The following is a 25,781-nucleotide window of genomic DNA, read 5'->3' on the forward strand; positions in this document are numbered from 1 at the left end:
GATGCGGGAGTGGCGGAATTGGTAGACGCGCTGGATTTAGGTTCCAGTAACTTCGGTTGTGAGAGTTCAAGTCTCTCTTTCCGCACCATGTTCTTATAAGAACTAAAATTATAAAGAATTCTTTGTTGGGATATCGCCAAGCGGTAAGGCACCAGGTTTTGATCCTGGCATTCCCAGGTTCAAATCCTGGTATCCCAGCCAACTTCTTCTACCAAGGAAAGTTGGATAAAAGAATTGCTCTAGCTTAGAGTTTAAATTGGCAAATTGTTGATGCGGGAGTGGCGGAATTGGTAGACGCGCTGGATTTAGGTTCCAGTAACTTCGGTTGTGAGAGTTCAAGTCTCTCTTTCCGCACCATGTTCTTATAAGAACTAAAATTATAAAGAATTCTTTGTTGGGATATCGCCAAGCGGTAAGGCACCAGGTTTTGATCCTGGCATTCCCAGGTTCAAATCCTGGTATCCCAGCCAACTTCTTCTACCAAGGAAAGTTGGATAAAAGAATTGCTCTAGCTTAGAGTTTAAATTAGCAACTTAGTGATGCGGGAGTGGCGGAATTGGTAGACGCGCTGGATTTAGGTTCCAGTAACTTAGGTTGTGAGAGTTCAAGTCTCTCCTTCCGCACCATGTTCTTATTAAGAACTAAAACTAATTCAAATTTATAGTTGGGATATCGCCAAGCGGTAAGGCACCAGGTTTTGATCCTGGCATTCCCAGGTTCAAATCCTGGTATCCCAGCCAATTTGACTACCCTGTCTAAAACTTCTCAATACTCATTAAATTCAACTTACTTTTTCTGCACTTAAATAAACATTTATAAATTCATCTATATTTATTGGTTTGCTATATAAATACCCTTGTAAATAATCACAGTTAAGACTCAACAACGCCTGTTCTACCTCTTTAGTTTCTATTCCTTCAGCAACTACATCGCAATTTAATCGACTCGCTAAAAACAATGTAGATTCTACAATGGCGTAATCAGGCGAGTTAGTAAGCATATCTTTGACAAACGACTGATCAATTTTTATTTGATTAATTGGCAGCTCTCTTAATAACGACAGTGACGAAAAGCCAGTACCAAAGTCATCAACACTAAATTTAAACCCGCGCATACTCAACTGTTGCATCATTTTTCTAGCAGCCGGTATATTTGTCATCATTGCACCTTCTGTAATTTCAAAAATTAACGAGTCGCTTAATGTAGGGTCGGTTGCGAGTAAACTAATTATAAAATCGTAAAACTCGCTGCTTTCAATATCTTTCGTTGATAAATTGACATGTATAGTACCGGTGAAACCAAATAGCTTGAGCTTTCTAATATGATTAACGGCTTCTTGTACAACCCATTTCGATAAAGGAAAAATAAGCCCTGTACGCTCAGCTACGGTTATAAACTTTTCTGGACTAATAAAGCTACCATCATCTTGCGGCCATCGGATAAGCGCTTCTAGGCCATGTAATTGCAGATCTTTAGAGTCCATTATGGGTTGTAAATAAAGCTCAAACTCATCTTTATGTAATGCCACTTTAATTTTGGCTGATAAATCAAAAAAGTCCTCAGCTCGTTTACCTATTGCAGATGAGTAATTTACCAAAGGTTGAAATGTTTTTTTAGCTTCATGCAGTGCCAAGTCAGCTTTTTTTAATAGCTGATCGGGCAATCGGCTATCATCAGGAAAACGGCTTACGCCTATACTTAATTGTATTTTAACCATTTGCTCATTCGTACAAAACGGACTTTTGACGGCTGAGTTTATAATGTTTACACAATAATTCATGCTTTCATCTGTATCGGTATGCAATAAAAAAGCAAACTCATCGCCACCTATTCGATATAACTTAGCAATGCCGCATAATTCTTTATTTAATTTATTGGAAAATGCAGCCAAGAGTTGGTCACCACACTGATGCCCAAACGCATCATTAATTTGTTTAAAGTTATTTAAGTCGATATAAAATAATGAAAATGGGGAAGGATATTCAACTTGTTTACTTAAAGATTTAAAAAATTTATCGCGGTTAGGTAGAGTTGTTAAGTTATCGTGCTCAGTTTGATATTTTTGATACTGCGTTGCTTGCTCTATTTTAAGAATACTTTTTAAGCTCAGTTTAATAACTAAAAAAACAAACCCACCACCGCCAAGTAACAACATAGCCACCATATTCATAACGACGGGTGCAATGTCGTGGTTTGAAAAATAATAAAGTATCCACCAATACCCTATAATAAAAAAAATAATAGCGCATAGCAGTACACTCCATGCTCTTTGCGATGTTTTTTTGCAAACTTTAACGGTTGTTTTTAAGCTAGCAACAAGCAGTAGCGCACCTAAAATAATTATTACTGTAAAAAAATTATCCACACACAGGCTCTTTAAAGTTATTAAATTGCGATTTAGTGATGTAACACCAGTTAAATTAAAACCGTGTTCAATATAGCCGAGTCACTATTTGCTGACTTAAAAACAGACATAAAAAAAGGCTCATAAATGAGCCTTTCTAATATCTACTTTAAATTTAGCCTAAATCACCACTAATTGCGTATTTTAAAACCCAGTTTTTTATTGGCCCCGTATTATTAGCCATTTTTAAAAACTGGCTGCGTGCCCATTTAAGTGGCGTAATTTGATTAGAAAACCCAAAGTAACACGCGTCCATCATGCTCATCATTAATAAATTAGCTTTACGGCGAGCTCGCTCGTATTCTTTAAGTTTTAGTGGGCAACCTATATCTCCTGCTTCGTTTAAAACCTCAGCAAGTGCCACTACGTCCTGAAAGCCTAAATTAACGCCCTGCCCTGCAAGGGGATTAATTGTATGCGCTGCATCGCCTACTAAAACCAAGCGCCCTTGCGAATAATTATTAGCATGTTGGCGAGTAAGCGGAAATACTGCATGGGTTTGTACTTCAAAGTCTCCAGCAAGTTCTGGGAATTTATTCAGTATGTGCGTTTTTAACTGAGCTGGGCTTAGCCCTTTAAATGCTTGCAATGTATTTGCATCGTCGTACCAAATTAAATTAGCGTACGGAGCCTGCATTGGTAAAAATGCTAACGGCCCACTTGGTGTAAACTGTTGCCATGTTTTAATTTGTTGCGGTGCATCGAGTTTAATTAACACCCCCATGCAATGCTGTTGGTACTGCCAACCCGTAATACCAATATTCGCCTTATCGCGCAGCTGCGATTGCCCACCATCGGCGGCAATTACTAAATCAGCTGTATAGGTTTGATCTCCATACACAAGCGTAATTAAATCATCCGTTTGCTCTATTTTAGTTACCGGCAATGATTGCTCAATAACCTCAATCTTATAATGCCCAAATTGCTGCCACAAACTTGCTTGAATTAAACTATTTTCAATCAAGTGGCCTAAATGTGTCGTGTTTATGTCGGCGCAATCAAATAATAAATTGTCACCACCGCGCTCAAAAGCCTCTAATTGTTGATAAGGTGCTATGCGGTTTTGCCTTAAAAGAGGCATTGCCCCTAATTCATCAAGTAAATTTTCTGAAAAACGATTAATAGCAGACACTCTAATATCCACCTTATCGCTACTAAGAATGTGCGATGGGTCTATTAGGTGTTTTTCAATTATGCGCACGCCAAAGCCTTGCTGAGCCAGCTTTATCGCCATAGCCGCGCCAACCATGCCCCCGCCAACCACTATCACATTATTTTTGGTCATGTTTTTCATCATTTTATTATTACTTGAGTCTGTTTTGATTGTATCAAAATTAATTTGTTTTATACCAGAGGATATCCCTAACAGCACATTAAACTCGCCCTGTATTGATTTGAGATCACAAACATGAAAACTATACTTGGATCTGGGCGGGTATCCAGCTAAAATACGCCTCCTTTAAGTGAGCATGCTTGCTCCTTAATCCTGTTTCTAGCACATTTTTGTGCCACTATCGAATTGAACACGAGGCAATATTTCAATGAGCAAAAAGCTGCATATTAAAACCTGGGGTTGTCAGATGAACGAATACGACTCTCAGAAAATGGCTGAACTTTTAGATGCCACCAACGGCTACCAGCTAACTGATGATGCAACAGATGCCGACGTAATCTTACTTAACACCTGTTCAATTCGTGAAAAAGCACAAGAAAAAGTATTTCACCAGTTAGGTCGTTGGAAGTTGTTAAAAGACGACAAGCCAGACTTAATAATTGGTGTAGGTGGTTGTGTTGCCTCACAAGAAGGTGACTCTATTCGTCAACGTGCACCATTTGTGGATGTTATTTTTGGCCCGCAAACATTGCACCGTTTACCAGAAATGATTAAACAAGTGCAAGGCAACAAAGGCTCATCAGTTGTTGATATTTCATTCCCAGAGATTGAAAAGTTTGACCGCCTGCCAGAGCCAAAAGCGGATGGCCCATCTGCGTTTGTATCAATTATGGAAGGCTGTTCTAAATACTGTACTTTTTGTGTTGTACCGTATACTCGCGGCGAAGAAGTTAGCCGCCCAGTAGATGACGTATTACTAGAAATTGCACAGCTTGCTGAGCAAAACGTACGTGAAGTAAACCTACTAGGCCAAAACGTAAACGCATACCGCGGCGACACGCACGATGGCGAAATATGTTACTTCTCAGATTTAATTCGTCTTATTGCTGCTATTGATGGTATTGACCGTATTCGTTACACCACATCGCACCCGGTAGAATTTACGCCTGATATAATCGACGTTTACGCTGATGTACCAGAGCTTGTAGATCACTTACACCTACCAGTACAAAGTGGTTCAGACCGTATATTAAACCTAATGAAACGTGGCCATACGGCAATTGAATACAAATCGACAATTCGTAAGTTACGCAAAATTCGCCCTAACTTAAGCATGTCGTCAGATTTCATTATTGGTTTCCCAGGCGAAAGTAAAGAAGACTTTGAAGCAACCATGAAGCTTATTAGCGACATTGGTTTTGATATGAGCTTTAGCTTTATTTACAGTGCACGCCCAGGTACGCCAGCGGCAGATTTGCCAGATGACGTAACAGAGCAAGAGAAAAAAGAACGCTTATACTTACTACAAAACCGTATTACACAAATGGCGCAGCAAATTAGCCGTCAAATGTTCGATACAGAGCAACGTATACTTGTTGAAGGTCCTTCTAAAAAGAACCCAATGGAATTACGTGGCCGTACCGAAAATAACCGTGTAGTAAATTTTGTTGGCCCGCACACAGTGATCGGACAGTTTGTTGACGTACGTATTACCGAAGCACTACCTAACTCTTTACGTGGTGACTTAATTCGTACAGAATCAGAAATGAACTTACGACGTGAAATCGCGCCTTCAGCTATTTTAACTAAAGCTGCAGCTGCAGAGCCAAAACCAGACACTGTTAACGAAATTGGCGTAGCTACTTTCGTTCCTTAGTCACACTATTAGCGCCAGTTAACGCTGGCGCAGTACTATAGGAAGCAATTTTGAGTAATCAGTTAAAAACATTAGAGATTTATTTAGAACCTGCCGATAACAAACGCCTTTCTTCTTTATGTGGCCCGTTTGACGAAAACATCAAACAAATTGAACGCCACCTGGCTGTTGAAATAATTCACCGCGACAACTTTTTTAAAGTAACCGGTAAACTACACAACTGCGCCGGCGCTGTAGAAATCTTAAAAAACCTTTATGTTGATACTCAGCCAGTTCGTGGTGTTTTAGGCGAAATAGAACCCGAAGCCGTTCATTTAGCTATTACCGAATCAAAAGCCCTAGAGCAAGACGCATCAAGCAGCGCTTACGGCAAAGAAATGGTGATTAAAACGCGCCGTGGTGTTATTAAACCACGTAACGATAACCAAGGTGTTTATGTGGCTAATATTTTAAACCACGACATTACCTTTGGTATTGGCCCTGCTGGTACTGGTAAAACCTACCTTGCAGTTGCTGCCGCCGTTGACGCCCTTGAGCGCCAAGAAATACGCCGCATATTATTAACGCGCCCTGCTGTAGAAGCGGGCGAAAAGCTTGGCTTTTTACCCGGTGATTTAAGTCAAAAAATAGACCCGTACCTGCGCCCTCTTTACGACGCTCTTTTTGAAATGCTAGGTTTTGAAAAAGTAGAAAAACTCATCGAAAAAAATATCATTGAAGTCGCCCCGCTTGCTTACATGCGCGGACGTACTTTAAACGATGCCTTTATTATTTTAGATGAAAGCCAAAATACCACCGCCGAGCAAATGAAAATGTTTTTAACCCGTATAGGGTTTAACTCAAAAGCGGTTATTACAGGCGATATAACACAGGTCGATTTACCTCGTGGCACACGTTCAGGCCTTCGCCATGCAATGGAAGTACTTGATGGCGTAAACGAAATTAGCTTTAACTACTTTAAAGCCCAAGACGTAGTACGCCACCCTGTTGTAGCACGCATAGTTGAAGCCTACGAGCGAAACGACGAAAGCGAGCGACTAAAGCGCATTGAAAAGCAAAATGCAAAAGACGCACTTGCTGCTCTTCAACAGCCTACTACTAAAGAGTAATACTTTGACAACCGAACTTGATTTACAAATAGCCTGTGAGTTTGACAACCTCCCAAGCGAAGAGCAATTTGCACTGTGGGCCGACAAAGCCCTTAGCCAATACCGTGACGAGTCAGAACTCAGTATCGTTATTAGCGACGAAGCGCAATCGCAACAACTTAATAACGACTATCGCGGTAAAAATAAACCGACCAACGTACTGTCGTTCGAATTTGAAGCACCACCGGGAATAGATATTCCCCTGGTTGGTGATTTAATTATTTGCCCAGCCATTGTATTAGCTGAAGCAATTGAGCAAGAGAAGTCATTTCATGACCACTTTGCTCACATGGTTATTCACGGATGCTTGCATTTGCTTGGATTTGACCATATAAAGAGTGACGATGCTTTAGAGATGGAAAGCATCGAAAAGCAATTACTTGCAGAGCTAAACATAGCAGACCCATACCGGGACGATATTTAAATTAACGGAGCAATTAGACGCAATGAGCGACGGTAACTCGCAATCTAGCCAGGGTTCTTCTGGCAAAACGTGGTTGGGCAGAATAGCCCAAATGTTGCAAGGGGAACCCCAGAATAGAGAAGAGCTGGTCGAAGTTATTGCCGATGCGCAAGAACGAGACGTAATCGATCCTGAAACAAAAGAGATGATAGAAGGTGTGCTTGGCGTGTCTGAGCTTAAAGTGCGAGACATAATGGTTCCGCGCTCACAAATGATCACTCTTGAGATCGACAGCCCGCTTGAAGAGCTAATTCCAATGATGGTTGACTCAACTCACTCACGTTTTCCTGTGGTGATTGAAGACAAAGACCATGTAGAAGGTTTTTTACTCGCTAAAGATTTATTGCCACTGATCTTAAATAAAGACGAGCATTTACCATCAATACGCGATTATTTACGCCCAGCAATGGTAGTACCTGAGAGCAAACGTGTTGATACATTGCTAAACGAATTCCGTCAGCAGCGCTACCATATGGCTGTTGTTATTGACGAATACGGCGGCGTATCGGGCTTGGTAACGATTGAAGATATTCTTGAAATAATTGTTGGCGAAATCGAAGATGAGCACGACGAAGAAGAAGAACATCAAGATATTCGTCGACTTGCTAAACATGTTCACGTAGTGCAAGCACTCACACCTGTAGATGACTTTAACGAGCATTTTAAAACAGGCTACAGCACAGACGAAGCCGATACTATTGGCGGAACTGTACTGCACGCATTTGGCCATATGCCAAGCCGTGGTGAAACGATTGACATAGAAGGTTACCAATTTAAAGTAACCAACGCCGATAATCGTCGTATTTTGCAACTGCAAGTCACCGTTCCTAAGGCTGATGATAACGACAGTGAAGAAACTGCTAACTAGACTTACCCTATTAGCAAAAGATAAAAAAGCATGGCTCGCACTCGTTGCGGGCCTTGTTTTAACTTTTGGCTATGCCCCCTTTGAAATTTGGCCCATCGTATTTATTAGCCTTGGTGCCATAATTTTTTGCGTTAACCCCAATAATACCGGTAAAGCACACGCAAAAACCGCTGCTAAATATGGCTTTATATTTGGCTTAGGCTGGTTTGGTGCAGGTATAAGCTGGGTACATGTTTCTATTGCCACCTTTGGCGGTATGCCGCTTATTGCGTCACTCTCGTTAATGGCATTTTTGTGCGCCTACTTAGCGTTATTTCCTGCACTTGCCTTTTGGGCAACTACACGCTTTGCCACTGGTCCTAAAAGCTTTGGCGCATTGCTTATTGCCTGCTTTGCAATTAGCGAGTATTTACGTGGCACCGTACTTACCGGTTTCCCGTGGTTAAGTTTTGGCTACACACAAACCGACGGACCTTTAAGGCTGCTTGCCCCTTATATTGGCGAGTTTGGCTTAACACTTACCTGTGTCGCTATTGGCTTTGCACTGTATAGACTTACCCAAAAAGATTTTAAAACCCCGGCGGTTACTGCGACAGCTGTTGCGCTTATTTTTACAGGCGCAAGCACCACCGGCAGTATTCATTACACAGATAAAAACATGTCAGTATTGCTCGTACAAGGGAACATACAGCAACACCTGCGCTTTGAGCCAAGTGAGTTTTGGACCACAATGAGCAAATACCAAGACCTGACACGCCCACATTGGGATGCCGACTTAATAGTATGGCCAGAAGCCGCAGTGCCTGAAATAGAAATGCTTGCTGATTCCTACTTAGCCAATTTAGACAGTGCCGCCTCGTTTAATAAAACCGCCCTTGTTACCGGTATTGTTGACTACCAGCGAGACACCAAAAACATATTCAATACACTTATTGTGGTCGGTAATAAAGAACGCGGCGACGATCACGGGCATTATCATTACCTTGATAAAAACCGCTATCAAAAACACCAGCTATTACCTATTGGCGAGTTTGTACCGTTTCAAGACTTTTTGCGCCCTATTGCCCCATTATTCGATTTGCCTATGTCATCGTTTACCCGTGGCGACAAAGTGCAAAACAACTTGCGCGCCAACGGCTTTAATTTACTCCCCGCTATTTGCTACGAAATTGTTTTTGCAGATTTAGTACGCGGTAATTACAAAAGCGATTCCGACCTACTCTTTACTGTCAGTAACGATGCCTGGTTTGGCGACTCTATTGGGCCTTTGCAACACATGCAAATAGCCCGTATGCGCGCGCTCGAACTACAACGCCCTCTAGTGCGAGTTACAAACAATGGTGTAAGCGCCGTATACGACCCTATAAGCCACGCACAACAAACCATGCCTCAGTTTGAAGCTACTATATTGAAAGCCAACATTAAGCTTATAAAAGGCGACAGCGTGTACAGCCAATACGGCAACATGTTTGTGTGGGGATTTGTGTTGTTGATGGGGATTGGCGGGTTAAGTTTTGCATATAAGTATTAACTTAGTAGTACCATAAATATTTGTGGTACGCTTTATTTGCGTTCTTTAGGGATATAAATAATGGATTTAACTACGTTGGGTATTATATTAGCTATTTTAAGTTTAATAATATGTGTTTTTATGTATATAGTTCCATGGTCGAATCTAAAACTTCTATTCGCTAAAATTACTCTAGATCAATATATAGCCCAGTTAAATCTGAGAAAAAAGTATACCGTAGCCATTATCGATGACGAAATAGAAAGCTTCCCTATAGATTTCATTAGAAGCATGGATTTTGATGTTAAAACTTATGAATCAATCTCTTTTGCTGACTCCCTAAAAATGTCAAAGTTTGATGTTGTACTACTAGATGTGAAAGGAGTGGTAAAAGAAGATCCAGATGAGGGTGGTGCTAAATTTATTAAAATCCTGAAAGAAGCGAGAGCATTGCTCCCGATAGTTGCCGTTTCATCTGGTAAATTTCAAGCCGAGTTAAACGACTATTTTAAAATATCTGATGCGATAATAAATAAACCTATCGAAGAATTTAAAATTAGAGAAGTTTTAACAGAGTTAAAAGCTGACTTCTTTGATATTGATATATTAGCGCAATCATTAAAAGAAAGAATTAGAAAACTCCCAGTAGAGAGAAAGCAGAAGTTTAACTTAGAAATTCAAATAGTTAAGTACTTTTCAATACAAATACCCAAAGAGGATTTAATGCAATCAGTACATCAGATTGCAACTGTAGATTCAGAAAATATAATCCAGCTAATAAATATAATGAAGGACCGATTAGATAATGATTAAAGAGCTATTGGAAAGCGAAGTTATTGAAACACCTTGGCCTATATTAATTGAAAAAAGTTTAGTAAATGGAACAAAAGTAAAGCCTTCCCCAACATGTAACGATGCTTGTAGAACTACTGAGGTTATAGGTATGCATACTTGTAAACATAACCTAACTCATTTCACTAGAGAGTTTTCTGGAATGTTTGTTACGGTATGTGACTTATACATCCAAAGCTCTAATTCAACGAAGCAATCAAACAAGAATCTAAAAATAAAAGAAAGAAGAGTCTCTAAGGAATCTGTTTTTTTATGGTTCAGGCAGTTCGAAACCAAGTTGGTTTCTATTGAGTCTGTTATCAACCTTCAAGCTAAAAAAAGGTTTGATCCTTTTCATGAGTTTGTAAAATGGGCTAATGAGATAAAGTTTTATTCAAGTAGACTAATCAATAAAGATGGATTCGAAAAATCCTCCGAAAACCTAAGAAGCCTTCACAAAACCTCGGTAATGCTAATGGACTCTTTAGATACGGCTGCACTTTATGTAAATCCAGAAAGTGCTACTTTCGGCCGAAAAAGAGAAACCGATCTTTACAGTATGATTCATAAGATATCGATGGTGCTATCTCATTCAAAAACTAATAAAAATAGAGTCAAAATCAATCTTATGGGAAGAGTTAAAAATCTTCACCGAGTCTTCGAGTCATTCAAAATAATCCCTCTATCTCTTATCCAAAATGCTGTTAAATATCGTAAGTGCAATGATATTGAAATCGTATTTGACGAAAGAGACACAAAATTAGACTTTTCTGTTGTTTCTTATGGCGACTTCATTTCAGAGGAGGAAATAAAATCATTATTCAAAAGAGGCTACAGAACAAAAAAAGCTGAAAGTATGAATGTTGAAGGTTCGGGCTTAGGTTTATATGCACTAAAGGTTGTAGCTGAAGCTCATGAATTTCAAGTTACAGTTAGAAGTGAAGTATTAGATACAACGAGGAAAAACATCGCTAGAAATATTTTTACAGTATCAATTTACTAATATTCCCTAGGTAACAGGAAGTTCAATCAAAACCTTCTGTTACCACAGTTTTAACTCATTCATTATCATCTAGCTGCTTTGACTAATCTTTCACTACATCTACAACGGTTTCAACATTTACAACTTGATTCAAGTTACCTTTAATAACTACTGTCGCTGATATTTTATCTTGAATCGCTTGTCTGTTTGGATCCCAATATATCTGTAAAAACCCTAACAAGCCTGTGGCAAAGCCTGCACCGTAGCCGCCGTAGCGACCAAAACAATCTAATAAACCTAATGGCTCACCGCTTAGGGCGACAACACGGATATTACAAACCTTTTTACCCGGCGTTTGGCCGCGCCAAAGTAGCGAGAACAACGTAAAGTAAACTGCAGCCCAACCAAACCCTAAGCCCAAGTCTTGAATAATGCCTTTGCTCCACTGCAAAATACTATTTGTGCTTGTTTGTGCAGGTTTTTCTTCTATTAACTGTGCAGGCTTTATTTCGTTATTTTCACTGAGTACTAATAGTTGTAAAAGTACGGTAGCAAGTTGTGGGCTTTGTAGGTCGTCCATTTCTGCTAATTTGGGAACTTGCCCTATTAAATTATCAAGCGCGCTTTGTTGGCAAGGTTGCTCACAGCTGTCATCGGCTGTTTGCGCTAAATAAGTATTTACCCGTTGTTTTTCTGTGGCGGTAAGCTGTATTTCATCTTGTATTTTTACGCCCTGAACAGCTAAACCTTGATCAGCCTTATCGTCTTCTAGGTAATCTATGCCAATTGAAAGCACAGTAAGTGCGCTTACAAATAAAATACTTGCTGCCGTTATTTTTAAAATTCTTCGCCATACATTCGACATTTTTGGAAGGTATTGCTGTGCCGTACCTTTATAAAAGGCCATTGCAGCAACAAATGCTATTAAAGCCGCGCTGAGTTTGGCTGCTAAAAATATCAGTGCTACATCAATAATAATAGCTAGTGCACGCCGAATTGGCGTAGCTAAAGGCAAGCCCAGTAAAGCACTGTCAATTTTAAAGGCGTAGGGGGTAACAACTTCTCGGGTTTCAGAATTTGATAATTCTAATTGTTCTATCTCTTTGGCTTTCATTTATTTTCTTGTTATTAAAATAGGTAACCCGGTTAACTTACGCGTTTTTTATTTTTTGCTCAAGATTAACTCTGCTTTATTTTGAAGAAAACCGACCTCACAAATGCTAAAAGTTACAACCGTTTACAAATATAAAGTTAACATAATTTACAAAAGTAACTATTGAACATATATTGATGCTGAAACTGCTTTCACACTAAAAATTAAATATATGGAGTATATTTTGAAGTTATTAACTAACATGTTTTTCTTGTTTTCGGTCCTTATTTTGAGTGGCTGTGCCCACCAGATAAGTTTAAATCCAGACACTGAAAAACTTCAGGTTACAGAAAATAAATCAGCATCAGTTGTAGGTTATTATATTTCTGAAGATGATATAAAAACACAAGTAAAAACACCTGGCGGTGGTGGCGATAATGTTAGTTACAAACCTTATAAAGACACAGAAGCAGCGCTGTATACTGTGCTTTCTAATAAATTTGAAAACGTCTATAAGCTTGAATCATTAACTGATAGTACATTTTTAAAAGATAAAAAAATTGAGTATGTATTCATACCGACAATAACAACGCAATCTAGCTCAGATAGCTTATTCACATGGCCACCTACAGAATTTACCTTCACGCTAAACTGTAAAACTTTAAATAACAATGGTGATATAGCATGGAATAGTGAAGTTAAAGGTTTTGGCAAAGCTGAATTTGATGAGTTTAAAAATGATTTTTCTTTATCTGCAAAACGTGCAACAGAAGAAGCATTTAACAAACTAGTTGTAGAACTTGATCAATCAAATTTATAAATAAGGACAGAAATAAAATGAAGTATAAAAGTTCACTAGGTCTAATCGCGGCTTTATTTTTAAGTGCATGTACCATTCAAGTTCCACCTTATAGTGCAGATATCAGTAACGTTTCTAAACTAAAAGAAGAGTCTAATACACCAGTCTCAGTCGGAAAAATTGAATCTGAAAAAAAATTAAATAAGATATCACTTCGAGGCTCTCCTCTTGTTTCATCTGTAGGCAACAGCTATGGTGAATATATTGAGAGCGCTTTAATACAAGAATTAAAACTGGCTAAACTTTGGTCTGGTGTTGCTAAAAAGCAAGTAACTGGCAAGGTTATTGACCAAGATATTGATGTAACAGGGTTCTCAGAGGGGAATTCATTTATAAAAGTAAATTTTGTTGTTTCAGAGGATGATGCAATTTTATTTGAAAAAGTAATTTCAGCTGAACATGATTTCGACTCTTCATTTATTGGCGCAATTGCAATCCCAAATGGTCAACGAAGCTATGTAGAGCTTGTTCAAAAATTACTTAAGAACTTGTATTCTGACGAAGAGTTTATTACTGCAATTAAGTAAGTACTCTCAGTGTAATTAAAACAAATAAGGAGCTGTATGCTACTGCTCCTTATTTATATATAAATTTAATTTGTAACTGGATAATCGGTATAGCCTTGCTCTGCACCACCAAACAAAGTGTCGGGGTTGTGGCTGTTAAGAGGCTTGCCTTGCTTTAAGCGTGCTGGTAAGTCTGGGTTTGATACAAATGGGCGACCAAAACCAATCATGTCGGCCCAGCCTTCGCTAAGTGCTTTGTCTGCGCGCTCTTTTGTGTACTTGCCTGCGTAAATTAATACACCGCTGTAGGCTTTGCGAATAGCGTATTTAAACTCAACACTCATTAAAGGTGCGTCATCCCAATCGGCTTCGGCTATATGCATGTAACCTACACCGGCTTTATTTAATGCCTCAGAAACCGCTAAATAAGTTTCCTCAGGGTTTTCGTCTACTGTGCCATTAAGAGTTGTTAATGGGGCTAGTCTTACGCCTACTTTGCCGCTACCAATTTCGTCGCTAACAGCATTTACCACTTCAATTAAAAAGCGTATACGGTTTTGCATGCTGCCACCATATTCATCGGTGCGAGCATTTGATTCTGAGTCTAAAAATTGGTTAATAAGGTAACCATTTGCAGCATGAAGCTCTATGCCATCAAACCCTGCATTAACTGCATTTTTAGCAGCTTGGCGAAATTCGCCAATTACATGCGTAATATCTTGTTTGCTCATTTCGCGTGGGAGTTGGGTGTCTACAAACCCCGGCGCACCGTTTGTATCTACAAATACTTTTACGTCTTTTGCAGCAATGGCCGAGGCTGAAATAGGCTGCACGCCACCGGTGTTGCCACTATGAGTTACACGGCCAACATGCCAAAGCTGAGCAAACATCACGCCACCAGCGCTATGTACTGCGTTGGTTACTTTACTCCAGCCTGCAACTTGCTCATTTGAATAAATACCCGGAGTCCAAGCGTAGCCTTTGCCAAGTTCACTAATTTGTGTGCCTTCGCTTACAATTAGCCCGGCACTTGCGCGCTGTGCGTAATATGCTGCCATTAAGTCGTTAGCTATATCGCCAGGCTGTGTTGAACGCGAGCGAGTCATTGGGGGCATAACAATACGGTTTTTTAATGTTTTACCTGCAAGTTCTATTGGTTCAAAAAGTAATGTCATAATGCCTCCTAAGTTTGATTGCACTCATAATAACGTAACAAAGCACATGCAAAAACAACAAAAACTGCAAAATAGTTTTGTTGTATCTGCAATAAAGCTACAAAGTAAAACACATTAACTTTAGGTGAACTAAATGTATTTTATTGACTCTTAACAGCACTATTAAGTTGAGGGTTTGATGTGAATAAAGGGAATGCGTGGCCGTGGGTTATCTCGTTATGTATACATGGCGTGTTGCTGTACTTATTACTTTCACATAAATTACTTTCGCAAAAAATAAAGGTTGAAGAACCTCAAACAAAAAAAGACACCGTAATAAACGCTTATGTAATGGTTAACTTATCAACGCAACCTAAGTTAAGCACCGTTAACACCACCACTAACGCACCGATTGCTGAGCCTGCAAAGTTAGAGGTAAAAAAAGCACCTGAATCTGTAAGCACTAATAAAATACCTACAACTCAAACACAAGTTACTAAAGCACCCAAACAACGTGACGAAAAACCAAAAACAACAACAGTAACAAAGTCCACTATTACAAATAAACCTCAACCCCCTGCCCACACCATTAATACCAACACGCAAACGTTTAAAAAACTTAACCCGTATGCGCCTATTTATGGCGCACCTATAAATAACTTAACGCATAAAAAAATGGTCACGTTTGGCGAAGCTGATAACTCAGATAGTACTGATGATGCAATAGCTGCCACGCCCACAATTAAATCACCGGTTAAATCACAAAAATCGGAAGTTATTAGCCAAAATACAATAGGCACACGACGATTAGAAAAATTTAACGGTAAATGCTATTTAATTGATACTTCAACCGTATTTGGTAGTAATGGCATGCCTCAAGGTAGCGCGCAGACCTGCCCTGGTGAGCAAACTGATGATGAAATATTATTTAATAAAATAATGGATAAGTGGGCTCGTAAAAATAATTAGTTTTAAATTAGTGAACAAATACATTATTAAAGCGTATTAGTTATAAGTACTCCACTTACTTAATGCCAATTAGGAAACACGTATGACAACAAAGCAACTATCATCACTTTTTGTATTTAATTTATTAGTTGTAAGTGCACAAGCGAATGCAAATCAGCGCTGGTACGTTGTTAACGACTCAGTAATGGGCGGTGTATCTAATAGCCAATTCACTCAAACTCAAGAAAGTTTGCTTTTTACAGGCAATGTTTCGCTTGATAATAACGGCGGTTTTGCATCAATACGTACAGAGCTAAATACACAAAGCCAAAACACTAAAGCTATAGCACTGCGTGTTAAAGGCGATGGACAAACCTATCAGCTCAGGCTCAGAACTACCAATTATCTTGATGGCGCAGCGTACACCCACTCATTTAAAACAGTAAAAAATGAATGGGTAGATATAAACTTTGCTCCGAGTGATTTTACTTTAACGTATCGCGGTCGCGTGCTTGAGCAACAACCGATTATTGATTTTGACGATATAAAACAGCTAGGCTTTATGATTGCAGGCAAGCAAGAAGGTAAGTTTAAACTTGAAGTGGGTAAAATTGAGTTTAAAAGCTAACCCACCAGCATGTTGGTGGCGCTAAATAGTATAGTCGTCGCCCCGCCTCTTCATTTCACTAATAACCAGCTCAACCATTTGTTGTTTTATTGCTGCTTGCTCTGACTTTAACTCCCCTAATTGCAGCTCTAACATATCTATTTGTTCTTGCTGTTGCGTGTTTTTATATTTTTTTGCACCTAGGTGGTCAGCATCTAAAACTGAATTTGCATCACTTTTATCTAACTCACTTGCAGAAGTGTTTATAGTTAAACTACGTTGTACGGGGCTTTGTTTAAGTTTATTAATTTGCTCTTGCAGCGCAATAACTCGTCCAGTGAAGTGCTTGTATACTTTTTCTAGGTTTTTATATTGATTGCCAAACGTAGCGTTATCTTCACTATATTCTTGCGCTTTGGTATCTAAAAACTTTGATAACACATATTTTGGCTCTTCCTCGCTCTTTTCTTCACTCGCTTTTTCAACAGGTAGTTTATCTGATTGCGCTAAAGTTTGAGTATTTGAGCTGTGTACTTGGTATGCAATGGGAGTCGGTGAAATCTTCATTATTTTATCCCTAAAATAGCTTTGTAACTATTATAGGTATCGACTTCGTATTAAAATCCTTGAGTAAATTTTAATGTTAGCTAAAAGCAAAAAGCCCCACTTTATTAAAGTAGGGCTTATACCAATTTATTAAACTAACTCGTTGCTTACTTAGTGCTTTGGTTATCTTGTGAGAGCGCAATAAGTGCAAGCGCCGCATTTAAGCGAGTATTTAAATTATTATAAATAGTCATTCCAAACACACCAATAATACAAACTATTAAACCCATTTGTAGGTTAACGCTCATCTCTAGTAAAAAAACAGCTGCAACGAGTAAGCACAGCGCTAATGCATAAATAATAGATTGAAAGGTAAAGTTAATATCACCCTTGGCTATTTTAAGTAATTCGTCTTTATTCATAATTTACTTCCTTGTTATTTGATCACTAAGACTCAATTGCCAGTAACTCTACTTCAAATATAAGTACTGAGGCAGGAGGAATACTCCCTACACGTTTTTCGCCGTACGCTAATTGGTGCGGTACATATAGCGTGTATTTATCGCCGGGGCTCATAAGTTGTAAACCCTCAGTCCAGCCTTTAATAACTTGGTGTAAACCAAAGCTAATCGGTGTTTTACGCTCTACTGAACTGTCAAACACAGTGCCGTCGATTAGTGTGCCGTGGTAATGCACGTTAACCATACTTTTTGGGGTTGGTGTGTTTTCGTTTTCGCTTTTATGGATTACTTTATACTGCAAGCCAGAAGTCGTTTCTACTACACCTTCTACCTTTGCGTTAGCGGCTAAATAGTCTGCACCTATTTGTGCATTTATGCCTGCTTGTTGTTTTGCTTTTTTACTATTTTGAAATATTAAAAAACAAAAAATGGCGATAACTACCGCCAAAATTATATTAATCATCATTAACCTTTTTCGTTATCTAGCTCTTCGTCTTTTTCGTCATCATCGCCGTTTACTATGTCGGCAATCTCTTTGAGGCGAGCAAGTGCAATACCGTTTACTGAGTTTTCTGGATACTGGTCATCAATAATATCGCCAGCTTCTATATCCATTAACAAGTTAAGCGCTTGGTCTACGGTTTCAACTGCGTAAATATTGAATTTACCCGCTTCAACCGCATTAAGTATTTCGTCATCAAGCACTAAGTTAACTTGGTTTGATTTAGGAATGATAACGCCTTGCGAACCTGTTAAACCACGCATTTTACACAGTTTAAAAAAGCCTTCTATTTTTTCGTTTACACCACCAATGGCTTGTACATCACCATGTTGGTTTATAGAGCCTGTAAGCGCAATTGATTGGCTAATAGGTAGGCTTGTAATAGACGAAATAAGCGCACACAGCTCTGCTAAAGATGCGCTATCGCCATCTATGTAACCATAGCTTTGCTCAATGGCAATATTAGCGCTAAGCGTTAAGCTAAAGTGCTGCGCATATTTATTACCTAAATAACCGGTAAGCAACATAACACCTTTTGAGTGAATTGCTTTACCAAGCTCAGCTTCGCGTTCAACATCTATTACGCCATCGGCGCCAGCATAAACCGTTGCCGTAATACGCGCAGGGGTACCAAATGAGGTATCGCCAATGTGTAATACGGTTAAGCCATTTACTTTACCAATGGCTTGGCCGTCGGTTGCAATAAGTGTGTGACCTTCTTTTATATCACTGAGCATATTTTCGCTAATTTGGCCGGTACGGTATTGCTTGCCTTCAATGGCTTCGTCAATATGGTGCGCGTCAATAACGGCTAATTTGTCTTGTTTTGCGTAGTAACTGGCTTCTGCAATAAGTTCAAGTACATCAGCAAAACGCGCTGATAATTTATTTTGATGCTCAGCTTGGCGGTAACTAAATTTAAGTAAACGCACCATAGCAGCCTGCGTTGCAGTGCACTTTAATGTTTGCTCGCAATACTCGGTTACTTTAGTAATAAACTGGTATTGCAATTTATCGCTACTTGGCAAGTAGTAATCAAAGTCGGCTAATACTCTAAATAGCTCTGCAAATTCTTCATCGTATTCACCTATGGTGTAGTACAACTCGCGCGAACCTAATAAAATAATTTTAACATCAAGCGGTATAAGCTGCGGGCGAAGTGTAAAGCTCGTTCCTACTGTGCTGTCTTGATACGGTAAGTCGTTTTTAATTTGATGTGTTTTTAACGCAAGTTTTAAACCATCCCACACTTGTGGGTTTGCCATGATTTTTTCAGCGTCCATAATTAAATAGCCGCCATTAGCACGATGCAATGCACCAGCCTGAATTGAGCGATAACAGGTAATTAAAGAGCCTTGAGATGTTGAGTACTCAATTTTGCCAAATATATTGCCAAACGTTGGGTTGGGCTCGTACACAACCGGTGCTGCGTCGTCCTCTTTAAACTCAACTAAAATGTTAGGTGCAAAAAAGTCGGTAAGCATGCCTTTGCGATCAAAGTCTTCTTTGCTTTCTTCACTTTCATCTTCGTCATCTAGCCATTCAAGTACCGCGTCTATAATTTCAACGCGTATATCTTTTAAATAACGCAGTACGCCAATATGAGTTGCGTATTTATGTTCTAAGTCTTTTAAAAGTGGTTTAGTGGCTTGCTCTGCAGTCGATTTTTTAAGATTGCGTTGTTTTTCTTTTGATTCACGTTTCCAACGTGGCAGCTCTATTAACGCTTCTATTAATGCATCTTCTAGCTTTTCAATTTTTTCAAAAAACTCTTCACGTAACGTTTCTTCAAGTTCGCCAAATTCGCTGTCGCTTAATTGTTTACCATCTACAAGTGGTGCAAACCCTACTGAATTCTTTTCTTCAACTAATGCAACGCTTTGCTCAAACGCCGCAATTTCTACTGCGGTAATAGCACTGTCGTAGGCATCGTTAAATTCACGATCGATTGATTTTTTCTTACGCTGATACGCTGGGTTATCAAATGCCGCAGGAAAGGTGTCGAGTACTTCATCTAAAAATGAATCTATATCGTCACTAAGTTGCTTGCTTTGACCTGGTTGCATAAACAGCGCAATAGGTTCTCTGTGGTCATCGTAATTGTTTACGTATAACCATTCGTTTGGCGTTGAGCGGTCTTTTGCGTGTTGTTTAAGTTTATCTTTAACAAGCGTAAAGCGCCCGTGAGCGGCCTCGCCCATTACATAAACGTTGTAACCCGGCAGTTCCATCCCTAATGAAAAATCTAAAGCACTTTGGGCGCGTTGTTGGCCTATAAACGTAAGTTGCTCTGGGTATGGATTGTTCATACACGTGTTTACGTGATTAGTAGAAATACTCGGTGCGAGCTTTGAAACAGATAGTGGCAGCAATTTTTTCGTCATTCTAACTTCTTTTTTTACCAGCATATTCGCTGGCCTTTGGGCGTATTAAGTGGCCCGCAGCCACTTAATACTTATATTTAAGGGTGCAGTGCCTTACGACTAAAATAGATTCCATCACATTCAATACACGGTGTAATTTGTGTAGCGTGATAAACATCGTAACTATGGGTGCAATTCTTACATACTAATGTGCCCATGGCTATCCATTCGCCTGCGTGATACACACCATTGTGCTTAAAATCTTGGCTAAGAGATTGCCACTCAAGTTGAGTTTTATCTTCTATGTGCGAAAGTTCAAACCAAAGAGACTCTTTAAGCTCTTGCCATGCAAGCGAATTATAGTGTGATTCGTTCTCTACTATATGTTCAATATCATTCTTTAAATAACTTTTGTAGAGCTCATATCTTTCTTGACTTAAATCTTTAAGCGCCTGCTCAGATTCAACAAACCCAGAAACCACATCTTTTAAACCATGCTCTTTCACATCTTTTATCCAATGGGTAAAACTGCTAAGCCATGTTTTGTAATCAGTCATTTTTTACTCCTTCAAAATTGCTGTTAAATCAGTCTGTAACTTATGTCTTTAGCTAACCACACTATAAAAAGGCAGGTTAACCTGCACTGAAAGTTACAATTTAATAAAAGCATGTTTTTGACGCTGTGAATAGTGTTTTATTTGGGGTATCCTAACGGCAATTTTTTATTAGTTTGCAAGAAGTCTGGAACCATAGATGCAAGAGCAATATAACCCGCAAGATATAGAGTCAAAAGTACAAAGCTACTGGGAAGAAAACCAGGTATTTAAAGTCACTGAAGATGAGAGCAAAGAAAAGTATTACTGCCTTTCTATGTTCCCTTATCCGAGTGGTCGACTGCATATGGGTCATGTGCGTAACTACACCATTGGTGATGTTGTTTCTCGTTTCCAGCGCCTGCAAGGCAAAAACGTAATGCAACCTATGGGTTGGGATGCGTTTGGTTTACCTGCAGAAAACGCTGCTATTAAAAACAAAACAGCACCAGCTAAGTGGACATACGAAAATATTGATTACATGCGTACCCAACTTAAGCAATTAGGTTTTGGTTATGACTGGGATCGCGAAATTGCGACATGTCATCCAGAATACTACAAATGGGAGCAGTGGTTTTTCACTAAGCTTTACGAAAAAGGCCTAGTGTATAAAAAAATGTCGACAGTTAACTGGGATCCAGTAGATCAAACTGTACTCGCTAACGAGCAAGTTATTGACGGTCGTGGTTGGCGTTCAGGCGCTGTGGTTGAGCAAAAAGAAATTCCACAGTGGTTTATTAAAATTACCGACTACGCACAAGAGCTACTTGACGATTTAGACAAGTTAGAAGATTGGCCAGAGCAAGTTAAAACAATGCAGCGCAACTGGATTGGCCGCTCTGAAGGGTGTGATATTGAATTTAAACGCACCGATAACGACGAAACATTTAGCGTATACACAACACGTCCAGATACCTTTATGGGTGTTACGTATGTTGCTGTTGCTGGTGGTCACCCTATTGCGCAAGAAGCCGCTAAAAATAGCGATGCTATTGCAATGTTTGTTGAAGAATGCAAAAACACCAAAGTTGCCGAAGCAGACATGGCAACAATGGAGAAAAAAGGCATAGCAACAGGCTTTTACGCAACTCACCCATTAACGGGCGAGCAAGTACCAATTTGGGTTGCTAACTTTGTATTAATGCATTACGGCTCAGGCGCTGTAATGGCAGTACCTGCGCACGATCAACGCGATTTTGAGTTTGCAACAGCGTACGGCCTAGATATAAAACAAGTCATAGCGCCTGCTGAAGGTTCAGATCTTGAAGTAAACCTAAAAGAATCAGCATTTACCGATAAAGGTGTACTTGTAAATTCGGGTGAATTTAACGGCCTTGATTTTGAAGCTGGTTTTAAAGCGATTGCCGATAAATTAGAAACACTCGGTGTTGGTGAGCGTAAAGTAAACTTCCGCCTGCGTGACTGGGGTGTGAGCCGTCAGCGCTATTGGGGTTCTCCAATTCCAATGCTTAGCGATGAAGATGGTAAAGAACTTGCTGCAACAGAAGATATGCTACCAGTTCGCTTACCAGAAGATGTAGTGATGAACGGTGTAACTTCACCACTTAAAGCAGACCCAGAGTGGGCTAAAACAACAGTTAATGGCGCACCTGCGTTTCACGAAACTGATACGTTTGACACCTTTATGGAATCGTCTTGGTATTACGCTCGTTACTGTAGCCCACGCTACGATGAAGGCATGCTAGACCCTGCTGCTGCTAACTACTGGTTACCAGTAAATCAATACATTGGTGGTATTGAGCACGCTATTTTACATTTATTGTACTCGCGCTTTTTCCATAAATTATTACGTGACTTTGGTTTAGTTAATTCTGATGAGCCGTTTGACCGCTTACTTTGTCAAGGTATGGTACTTGCTGAAACATTTTATCGTAAAGATGAAAAAGGCGGCGACATTTGGATTTCGCCAACTGATGTAAACACCGAAACCGACGAAAAAGGCCGCGTTACTAAAGCATGGCATAAGGAAGACGGCGAGCCGGTATTCTCATCAGGTATGAGTAAAATGTCTAAGTCTAAAAACAACGGTATAGACCCACAACATGTAATTGCCCAGTACGGTGCAGATACAGTGCGTTTATTTATGATGTTTACAGCACCGCCAGAGCAAACGCTTGAATGGTCAGACTCAGGCGTTGAAGGCGCGCATCGTTTCTTAAAACGTGTATGGAAATACGCGGTAGACGTTAAAACAGTAGGTTACCAAGCACTTGATAAATCAGCGCTAACTAACCCGCAAAAAGTACTACGTCGCGACTTACACAAAGCAATTGCTAAAGTGACTGATGATGTTGAACGTCGTCAAACCTTTAACACCGCTATTGCAGCCATTATGGAGCTTTCTAATAAGTTATTAAAAGCACCACTGAGCGACAAACAAGATGTAGCGATTGCTAACGAAGCACTTGAAGCATTAGTTATTATGCTTGCACCTATTACTCCGCATTTATCGCATGAGCTTTGGAAAGAGCTTGGTAAAAAAGGCGAAATTTTAGATGCTGCATGGCCAAAAGTTGACGAGTCTGCACTTGTTGAAGATGAAAAACTAATCATCGTACAAGTAAACGGCAAGCTTCGCGCTAAGTTAACAGTGGCAGCTGGTGCAACTCAAGAGCAAGTAGAAGCCCTTGCGTTTGCAGAATCTAACGTTACTAAATTTACTGATGGCTCAACCATTCGTAAAATCATTTACGTACCAGGCAAGCTACTTAACGTGGTAGCTAACTAATATGGCTGCATTTAACGCCATTAAAAATGGACTAGCCTTAGTGCTAGTCTGTTTTTTGTTATCAAGCTGTGGCTTTCATTTAAAAAAAGCCTCTAGCCTGCCTGATAACTTAAAACAGCTAACACTTGTAGGCGATGACGAAAAATCGACTTTATTCACTGAGCTTAAAAAAGAGCTTAAAGCGAGTAACGTAGAGTTAGTATCGTCAGCTAAAGATAAAGCCCAATTGTACTTACGCAAAGAAAGCATTGAACGCCAAACACTTTCGCTGTTTCAAAACGGCCAAGTTGCTGAATATGAGCTCGCTTATGGCGTATCGTATGTAGTTAAACGCCCAGGTGAAAAAGCGATAGAAAAACGTTTTGAGCTTTACCGTAATTATCAAGACGATCCGGATCATGCATTAGCAAAAGCAAAAGAGCTTGAGCTACTTATTAGCGAAATTCGTGAGCAAGCCAGTCGTCGTATTGTTAGAGAGCTGTCGCAACTATAATGCGCTGCTACGCTAATCAACTACCGAGTGAATTAAATAAAGGGCTAAAGCCCTTTTATTTAGTATTTGGAGAAGAGCCTTTTCAAGAAGCGCAGTGCGTACAACAAATTCGCGACAGTGCTAAGCAACAAGGTTTTGATGAAGTAATTAAGTTTACTTTAATGCAAGGATTCGATTGGCAAGAAATTATAGCCCAGTACCAAAGTATGTCGCTGTTTAGCGCCCGCACTATTATTGAGCTTGATTTAAACCAACAAAAGCCAGGCGTTATTGGCAGCAACACCTTTAAAAAAGTAGTTGAGCTGGTTAATCCCGATACTATTTTAATTGTTAAAGGCGCTAAAGCCAGCCAAGAAGTACAACGTGGAGCATGGTTTAAAGCTCTTGATAAGCAAGGTGTATTTGTACCTTGCTACCCGCTTACGGGCTCTCATGTAAAACGATGGCTTGATGAGCAATGCCAACGTTTATCACTTAATATGCAAAGCGACGCCAAAATAAGCTTAATAAATGCCACCGAAGGCAACTTGTTAGCCTGTTTTCAGGAGCTTGAAAAGCTCTCGCTGCTGCACGGCAATGCATTAATTACTCAGCAATTAGTAATGCAAGGCCTATTAAACCAAGCCAAATTTGATATTTTTGATTTAAGCGATGCGCTATTAAATGGCCACGCCAAACAAGCTATAAAAGTATTAAACAAACTTGCCAGCGATAACACCGAAGTGGTAAGTATTTTGTGGGCTATAACCAAAGAGCTTAATACACTTATAAGTGTGCAACTTGGTTTATTAAATGGCGAACCTATCGCTAATTTATTTAAACAAAAAGCAATTTGGAAAAACCAACAAGGTCCAGTTCAAAACGCAATTAACCGTTTAAACATGCACACACTAGAACAAATAAACAGTGATGTTGCGTTGTTTGATGCCAGTTACAAGCAAGGTAATTTAATTGCACCTTACCAAGCGCTTGCTCATATTTGTATTAAATTTTGCCAGCCGCTCAACATTCCTATGCCGTGCCACGCGGTTAATTAATAAATAGCTAATGGGTGTTAAATGATCGCAATTTTTGGTGGCACTTTCGACCCAGTCCATTTAGGCCATCTAAATATGGCGCAGCAATGCGTAAATGCGTTTAATTTAAATACGCTTTATTTTATGCCCTGTGCACTCCCTGCACATAAAGCAGCGCCGGGAATTAGTACTCAGCACCGTATTAATATGCTAAACGCAGCCATTGCATCTTATCCTCATTTTGAACTCGATTTAAGAGAGCTTAACCGAGCTGGTCCATCGTATTCGCTACTTAGTTTGCAAGAACTTCGTAAAGAGCACCCCACTACACCTATTTTATTTTTAATTGGTATGGACTCGTTTAACAATCTCGATAAGTGGTTTGAGTGGAAGGCAATAACGCAGCTTTGCCATATTGTGGTGTACCAGCGCCCTGCTCAACATTGCACTGTAAAAGGTGAGCTCAAAAGCTATATGCAACGCGCAAATGCCGGCGAAGTAGCGGCACTTAAACACTCACTTGCAGGTAAACTTTATTTTTTACCGGGCGAAATGCTCGATGCGGCCTCAAGCACCATTCGCGAACAACTGAAAAAAAGTAATAAAAAGAATGAACTATTGCCCGATGCAGTGAGTCATTACATAGAAGTGCATCAGCTCTATCAAATTGATGCTTAAAAACTCCTAGCGTGTTA

24 protein-coding genes and 6 tRNA genes are annotated in these 25,781 nt (G+C 39.6%); 21 read left to right on the forward strand and 9 right to left on the reverse strand.

The window, feature by feature from the left end; genetic code table 11:
* Positions 1–3 precede the first annotated feature (3 nt).
* From L659_RS0115365 to L659_RS0115390, 6 genes are all read left to right on the forward strand, one after another.
* Positions 4–88, forward strand: a tRNA-Leu gene (locus tag L659_RS0115365).
* A 38-nt stretch (positions 89–126) separates the two neighbouring features.
* Positions 127–201 (forward strand) — tRNA-Gln (locus tag L659_RS0115370).
* A 71-nt stretch (positions 202–272) separates the two neighbouring features.
* Positions 273–357: transfer RNA gene (locus L659_RS0115375), tRNA-Leu, on the forward strand.
* A gap of 38 nt (positions 358–395) precedes the next feature.
* Positions 396–470 (forward strand) — tRNA-Gln (locus L659_RS0115380).
* A 71-nt stretch (positions 471–541) separates the two neighbouring features.
* Positions 542–626, forward strand: a tRNA-Leu gene (locus L659_RS0115385).
* 39 nt (positions 627–665) lie between these two features.
* Positions 666–740, forward strand: a tRNA-Gln gene (locus L659_RS0115390).
* Between the two features lie 41 nt (positions 741–781).
* Here the strand turns inward: L659_RS0115390 and L659_RS0115395 are convergent.
* Together L659_RS0115395 and L659_RS0115400 are read right to left on the reverse strand one after the other, a co-directional pair.
* Complete coding sequence (locus tag L659_RS0115395; protein ID WP_024591111.1) at positions 782–2,365, reverse strand: putative bifunctional diguanylate cyclase/phosphodiesterase; 1,584 nt, start codon at positions 2,363–2,365, stop codon at positions 782–784.
* Positions 2,366–2,519: 154 nt separating this feature from the next.
* Entirely contained in the window at positions 2,520–3,776 is a 1,257-nt protein-coding gene (locus tag L659_RS0115400; protein WP_024591112.1) for an FAD-dependent monooxygenase, read from the reverse strand.
* A gap of 169 nt (positions 3,777–3,945) precedes the next feature.
* On the opposite strand from L659_RS0115400, the gene miaB reads away from it, so the two are divergent.
* Genes miaB through L659_RS0115435 form a run of 7 tightly spaced genes read left to right on the forward strand, consistent with a single transcriptional unit; the run spans position 3,946 to position 11,217 of the window.
* Positions 3,946–5,394 (forward strand): tRNA (N6-isopentenyl adenosine(37)-C2)-methylthiotransferase MiaB, encoded by a 1,449-nt coding sequence (miaB, locus tag L659_RS0115405; protein ID WP_010554713.1) that lies wholly within the window; start codon positions 3,946–3,948, stop codon positions 5,392–5,394.
* Between the two features lie 50 nt (positions 5,395–5,444).
* Positions 5,445–6,503: a PhoH family protein gene (locus L659_RS0115410; RefSeq protein ID WP_007585598.1), complete on the forward strand. Its 1,059-nt coding sequence runs from the start codon at positions 5,445–5,447 to the stop codon at positions 6,501–6,503.
* 4 nt (positions 6,504–6,507) lie between these two features.
* The gene (gene ybeY, locus L659_RS0115415) at positions 6,508–6,966 is read left to right on the forward strand and encodes an rRNA maturation RNase YbeY (RefSeq protein WP_002958542.1); all 459 of its coding nucleotides are present in this window, start codon (positions 6,508–6,510) and stop codon (positions 6,964–6,966) included.
* Between the two features lie 22 nt (positions 6,967–6,988).
* Entirely contained in the window at positions 6,989–7,873 is an 885-nt protein-coding gene (corC, locus tag L659_RS0115420; protein ID WP_007585597.1) for a CNNM family magnesium/cobalt transport protein CorC, read from the forward strand.
* Positions 7,854–9,404, forward strand: a complete 1,551-nt coding sequence (gene lnt, locus L659_RS0115425) for an apolipoprotein N-acyltransferase (RefSeq protein ID WP_024591113.1) — start codon at positions 7,854–7,856, stop codon at positions 9,402–9,404. The genes corC and lnt overlap by 20 nt, the downstream gene beginning before the upstream one ends.
* A 60-nt stretch (positions 9,405–9,464) precedes the next feature.
* Positions 9,465–10,196 carry a hypothetical protein gene (locus tag L659_RS0115430; protein ID WP_024591114.1) on the forward strand — a complete coding sequence of 244 codons (732 nt, stop codon included), beginning with the start codon at positions 9,465–9,467 and terminating at the stop codon, positions 10,194–10,196.
* A complete protein-coding gene (locus L659_RS0115435; protein ID WP_024591115.1) occupies positions 10,189–11,217 on the forward strand; it encodes an ATP-binding protein in 1,029 nt (342 codons plus the stop codon). Before L659_RS0115430 ends, L659_RS0115435 begins: the two co-directional genes overlap by 8 nt.
* 82 nt (positions 11,218–11,299) lie before the next feature.
* Here the strand turns inward: L659_RS0115435 and L659_RS0115440 are convergent, their stop codons facing one another.
* Positions 11,300–12,310 carry an RDD family protein gene (locus L659_RS0115440; protein WP_024591116.1) on the reverse strand — a complete coding sequence of 337 codons (1,011 nt, stop codon included), beginning with the start codon at positions 12,308–12,310 and terminating at the stop codon, positions 11,300–11,302.
* Between the two features lie 223 nt (positions 12,311–12,533).
* Here L659_RS0115440 and L659_RS01000000123035 point away from each other — a divergent pair, with 223 nt between their 5' ends.
* Positions 12,534–13,109: a hypothetical protein gene (locus tag L659_RS01000000123035; RefSeq protein ID WP_024591117.1), complete on the forward strand. Its 576-nt coding sequence runs from the start codon at positions 12,534–12,536 to the stop codon at positions 13,107–13,109.
* Positions 13,110–13,126: 17 nt separating this feature from the next.
* A complete protein-coding gene (locus L659_RS0115450; protein ID WP_024591118.1) occupies positions 13,127–13,675 on the forward strand; it encodes a hypothetical protein in 549 nt (182 codons plus the stop codon).
* Positions 13,676–13,740: 65 nt separating this feature from the next.
* Here the strand turns inward: L659_RS0115450 and L659_RS0115455 are convergent, their stop codons facing one another.
* The gene (locus L659_RS0115455) at positions 13,741–14,829 is read right to left on the reverse strand and encodes an alkene reductase (RefSeq protein WP_029769915.1); all 1,089 of its coding nucleotides are present in this window, start codon (positions 14,827–14,829) and stop codon (positions 13,741–13,743) included.
* A gap of 180 nt (positions 14,830–15,009) precedes the next feature.
* Between L659_RS0115455 and L659_RS0115465 the strand changes: the two genes are divergently transcribed.
* Entirely contained in the window at positions 15,010–15,777 is a 768-nt protein-coding gene (locus L659_RS0115465) for a hypothetical protein (RefSeq protein WP_024591119.1), read from the forward strand.
* 82 nt (positions 15,778–15,859) lie between these two features.
* Positions 15,860–16,384 carry a CIA30 family protein gene (locus L659_RS0115470; RefSeq protein ID WP_024591120.1) on the forward strand — a complete coding sequence of 175 codons (525 nt, stop codon included), beginning with the start codon at positions 15,860–15,862 and terminating at the stop codon, positions 16,382–16,384.
* 21 nt (positions 16,385–16,405) lie between these two features.
* On the opposite strand, the gene L659_RS0115475 is transcribed toward L659_RS0115470, so the two are convergent.
* From L659_RS0115475 to L659_RS0115495, 5 genes are all read right to left on the reverse strand, one after another.
* Positions 16,406–16,930, reverse strand: a complete 525-nt coding sequence (locus tag L659_RS0115475) for a hypothetical protein (RefSeq protein ID WP_024591121.1) — start codon at positions 16,928–16,930, stop codon at positions 16,406–16,408.
* Positions 16,931–17,076: 146 nt separating this feature from the next.
* The gene (locus L659_RS0115480) at positions 17,077–17,331 is read right to left on the reverse strand and encodes a hypothetical protein (protein ID WP_002958531.1); all 255 of its coding nucleotides are present in this window, start codon (positions 17,329–17,331) and stop codon (positions 17,077–17,079) included.
* Positions 17,332–17,356: 25 nt separating this feature from the next.
* Positions 17,357–17,833 (reverse strand): FKBP-type peptidyl-prolyl cis-trans isomerase, encoded by a 477-nt coding sequence (locus L659_RS0115485; RefSeq protein WP_007585579.1) that lies wholly within the window; start codon positions 17,831–17,833, stop codon positions 17,357–17,359.
* Positions 17,834–17,835: 2 nt separating this feature from the next.
* Positions 17,836–20,256, reverse strand: a complete 2,421-nt coding sequence (locus tag L659_RS0115490; RefSeq protein ID WP_024591122.1) for a Lon protease family protein — start codon at positions 20,254–20,256, stop codon at positions 17,836–17,838.
* 77 nt (positions 20,257–20,333) lie between these two features.
* Positions 20,334–20,792 (reverse strand): zinc ribbon-containing protein, encoded by a 459-nt coding sequence (locus L659_RS0115495; RefSeq protein ID WP_007585575.1) that lies wholly within the window; start codon positions 20,790–20,792, stop codon positions 20,334–20,336.
* 196 nt (positions 20,793–20,988) lie between these two features.
* Between L659_RS0115495 and leuS the strand changes: the two genes are divergently transcribed.
* The 4 genes from leuS to nadD are packed head-to-tail and all read left to right on the forward strand — an operon-like array spanning position 20,989 to position 25,764.
* Positions 20,989–23,577: a leucine--tRNA ligase gene (gene leuS / locus L659_RS0115500; RefSeq protein ID WP_024591123.1), complete on the forward strand. Its 2,589-nt coding sequence runs from the start codon at positions 20,989–20,991 to the stop codon at positions 23,575–23,577.
* 1 nt (position 23,578) lies between these two features.
* On the forward strand, positions 23,579–24,070 hold the full coding sequence (locus tag L659_RS0115505; protein ID WP_010554703.1) for an LPS-assembly lipoprotein LptE: 492 nt from the start codon (positions 23,579–23,581) through the stop codon (positions 24,068–24,070).
* Positions 24,070–25,107 carry a DNA polymerase III subunit delta gene (holA, locus tag L659_RS0115510; protein ID WP_024591124.1) on the forward strand — a complete coding sequence of 346 codons (1,038 nt, stop codon included), beginning with the start codon at positions 24,070–24,072 and terminating at the stop codon, positions 25,105–25,107. Before L659_RS0115505 ends, holA begins: the two co-directional genes overlap by 1 nt.
* 21 nt (positions 25,108–25,128) lie before the next feature.
* Positions 25,129–25,764, forward strand: a complete 636-nt coding sequence (gene nadD / locus L659_RS0115515; RefSeq protein ID WP_024591125.1) for a nicotinate-nucleotide adenylyltransferase — start codon at positions 25,129–25,131, stop codon at positions 25,762–25,764.
* Positions 25,765–25,781: the final 17 nt, after the last annotated feature.

Origin of the sequence: Pseudoalteromonas sp. S8-8, assembly GCF_000497875.1 — a bacterium.
GTDB classification, from domain to species: domain Bacteria; phylum Pseudomonadota; class Gammaproteobacteria; order Enterobacterales; family Alteromonadaceae; genus Pseudoalteromonas; species Pseudoalteromonas arctica.

Bases quoted from the DNA above. Each gene is read 5' to 3' on its own strand.
- miaB (WP_010554713.1), top strand. From the start codon at position 3,946: ATGAGCAAAAAGCTGCATATTAAAACCTGGGGTTGTCAGATGAACGAA.
- corC (WP_007585597.1), top strand. From the start codon at position 6,989: ATGAGCGACGGTAACTCGCAATCTAGCCAGGGTTCTTCTGGCAAAACG.
- L659_RS0115430 (WP_024591114.1), top strand. From the start codon at position 9,465: ATGGATTTAACTACGTTGGGTATTATATTAGCTATTTTAAGTTTAATA.
- L659_RS0115435 (WP_024591115.1), top strand. From the start codon at position 10,189: ATGATTAAAGAGCTATTGGAAAGCGAAGTTATTGAAACACCTTGGCCT.
- L659_RS0115440 (WP_024591116.1), bottom strand. From the start codon at position 12,310: ATGAAAGCCAAAGAGATAGAACAATTAGAATTATCAAATTCTGAAACC.
- L659_RS0115450 (WP_024591118.1), top strand. From the start codon at position 13,127: ATGAAGTATAAAAGTTCACTAGGTCTAATCGCGGCTTTATTTTTAAGT.
- L659_RS0115455 (WP_029769915.1), bottom strand. From the start codon at position 14,829: ATGACATTACTTTTTGAACCAATAGAACTTGCAGGTAAAACATTAAAA.
- L659_RS0115470 (WP_024591120.1), top strand. From the start codon at position 15,860: ATGACAACAAAGCAACTATCATCACTTTTTGTATTTAATTTATTAGTT.
- L659_RS0115475 (WP_024591121.1), bottom strand. From the start codon at position 16,930: ATGAAGATTTCACCGACTCCCATTGCATACCAAGTACACAGCTCAAAT.
- L659_RS0115480 (WP_002958531.1), bottom strand. From the start codon at position 17,331: ATGAATAAAGACGAATTACTTAAAATAGCCAAGGGTGATATTAACTTT.
- L659_RS0115485 (WP_007585579.1), bottom strand. From the start codon at position 17,833: ATGATTAATATAATTTTGGCGGTAGTTATCGCCATTTTTTGTTTTTTA.
- L659_RS0115490 (WP_024591122.1), bottom strand. From the start codon at position 20,256: ATGACGAAAAAATTGCTGCCACTATCTGTTTCAAAGCTCGCACCGAGT.
- L659_RS0115495 (WP_007585575.1), bottom strand. From the start codon at position 20,792: ATGACTGATTACAAAACATGGCTTAGCAGTTTTACCCATTGGATAAAA.
- leuS (WP_024591123.1), top strand. From the start codon at position 20,989: ATGCAAGAGCAATATAACCCGCAAGATATAGAGTCAAAAGTACAAAGC.
- L659_RS0115505 (WP_010554703.1), top strand. From the start codon at position 23,579: ATGGCTGCATTTAACGCCATTAAAAATGGACTAGCCTTAGTGCTAGTC.
- holA (WP_024591124.1), top strand. From the start codon at position 24,070: ATGCGCTGCTACGCTAATCAACTACCGAGTGAATTAAATAAAGGGCTA.
- nadD (WP_024591125.1), top strand. From the start codon at position 25,129: ATGATCGCAATTTTTGGTGGCACTTTCGACCCAGTCCATTTAGGCCAT.